This is a genomic window from Staphylococcus ureilyticus (assembly GCF_002902235.1).
Classification (GTDB): Bacteria; Bacillota; Bacilli; order Staphylococcales; family Staphylococcaceae; genus Staphylococcus; species Staphylococcus ureilyticus.
In genome coordinates this window covers 1-406 of sequence record NZ_PPRL01000156.1, presented here as the reverse complement: position 1 = coordinate 406, position 406 = coordinate 1, and the positions used below count along the sequence as shown (strand labels likewise).

Annotated in this window: 1 protein-coding gene; it reads left to right on the top strand. The window is 41.9% G+C overall.

Features of this window, described 5'->3' with window-relative positions:
• Window positions 1-406 (top strand): GA-like domain-containing protein (locus tag CD150_RS12735; RefSeq protein ID WP_206185649.1); only part of this gene is annotated, 406 nt, incomplete at both ends.

Below are 406 nucleotides of genomic sequence, written 5' to 3'. Positions count from 1 at the left end.
GATGAAAAAGCCGAAGTAGATGCGTTGATTCAAACATTGGAAGCATCGAAACAAACAGCACAGGAGAAGGTAAATAGTGTACCGAACGGTACTACAGGAAAAGATGACCTACAAACAAGACTAGGTAACATTGCCTCTGTAGCATCACCAGAAGTGAACGATGCAGATGGTAACGGAGTCTTGGATACGGATCAATTATCCGAAGCAACGCAAGCAGTGACTAATGCAGAACAAGCGAAAACAGAAGTAGATACGAAGTTGGCAGAAGTAACATCAGACGGATTAGTAACACCAGATGAAAAAGCCGAAGTAGATGCGTTAATACAAACATTAGAAAGTGCGAAACAAACAGCCCAAGAGAAAGTAAATAGCATACCGAACGGTACTGCGGGTAAAGAAGATTTAC